At 29.8% G+C, this 625-nt stretch carries 1 protein-coding gene; it reads left to right on the top strand.

What is annotated here, in order from left to right; all coding sequences use genetic code 11:
* Positions 1–389: helix-turn-helix domain-containing protein (locus DMP16_RS10645; protein ID WP_185957879.1), on the top strand; the 389-nt coding region annotated here is incomplete at its 5' end.
* Positions 390–625 lie beyond the last annotated feature (236 nt).

Raw genomic sequence — 625 nt, 5'->3', positions numbered from 1 at the left:
ATAGGAGTGGGATAAATGATTTCTCTCAATTAGTTATTAACAATCATGAAATATTTTATTTTATCTCAAATGATATAGTGGTTAAAAACTTAATTACAGTATTAACTGCAGATGATAATTTAAGAGTATTAGATATTAGAAGAACTAGTCTCACTGTTGACAATTTATTCTCATTAATGCCTTTACGTCTTGTTCCTGTCTTACTATTTACAAGAAGAGAAAGGGATATAGTATTAAAAGCATTAAATGGTGGTTATTTTGAAATTCCCAGAAAAATATCTTTAGATGAACTATGTAAAGAAATAGGGATAAGTAAAACCGAAGTAACGATGCTCATAAGAAATTCTATTAAAAAATTACTAAATAGCATGTTTCATACAGTATTTTAAATGTTACATATTAACTACAATAGCTCTATTTTACAGCGAGGTAGAAAAGTTATTCAATGTATTATATAATCATGGTTCTCTCACCTTAAAATATTGAGCCTCTCCTGCATTTTAGTTAGGCATAAGTAGAACTGCTCACTTGGCATAATCCCTTGGATCTATTAGCAATGGGACTTAGTATGTGAATATAGCGCCGTTGCGAAGGTAAATCCTTCCATAGAGGATATACTAACGAT

The sequence above is a fragment of the Sulfolobus sp. B1 genome (assembly GCF_007050195.1).
In the GTDB taxonomy this organism is placed as follows: Archaea; Thermoproteota; Thermoprotei_A; order Sulfolobales; family Sulfolobaceae; genus Saccharolobus.
This window is presented reverse-complemented; position numbering and strand designations above follow the sequence as displayed.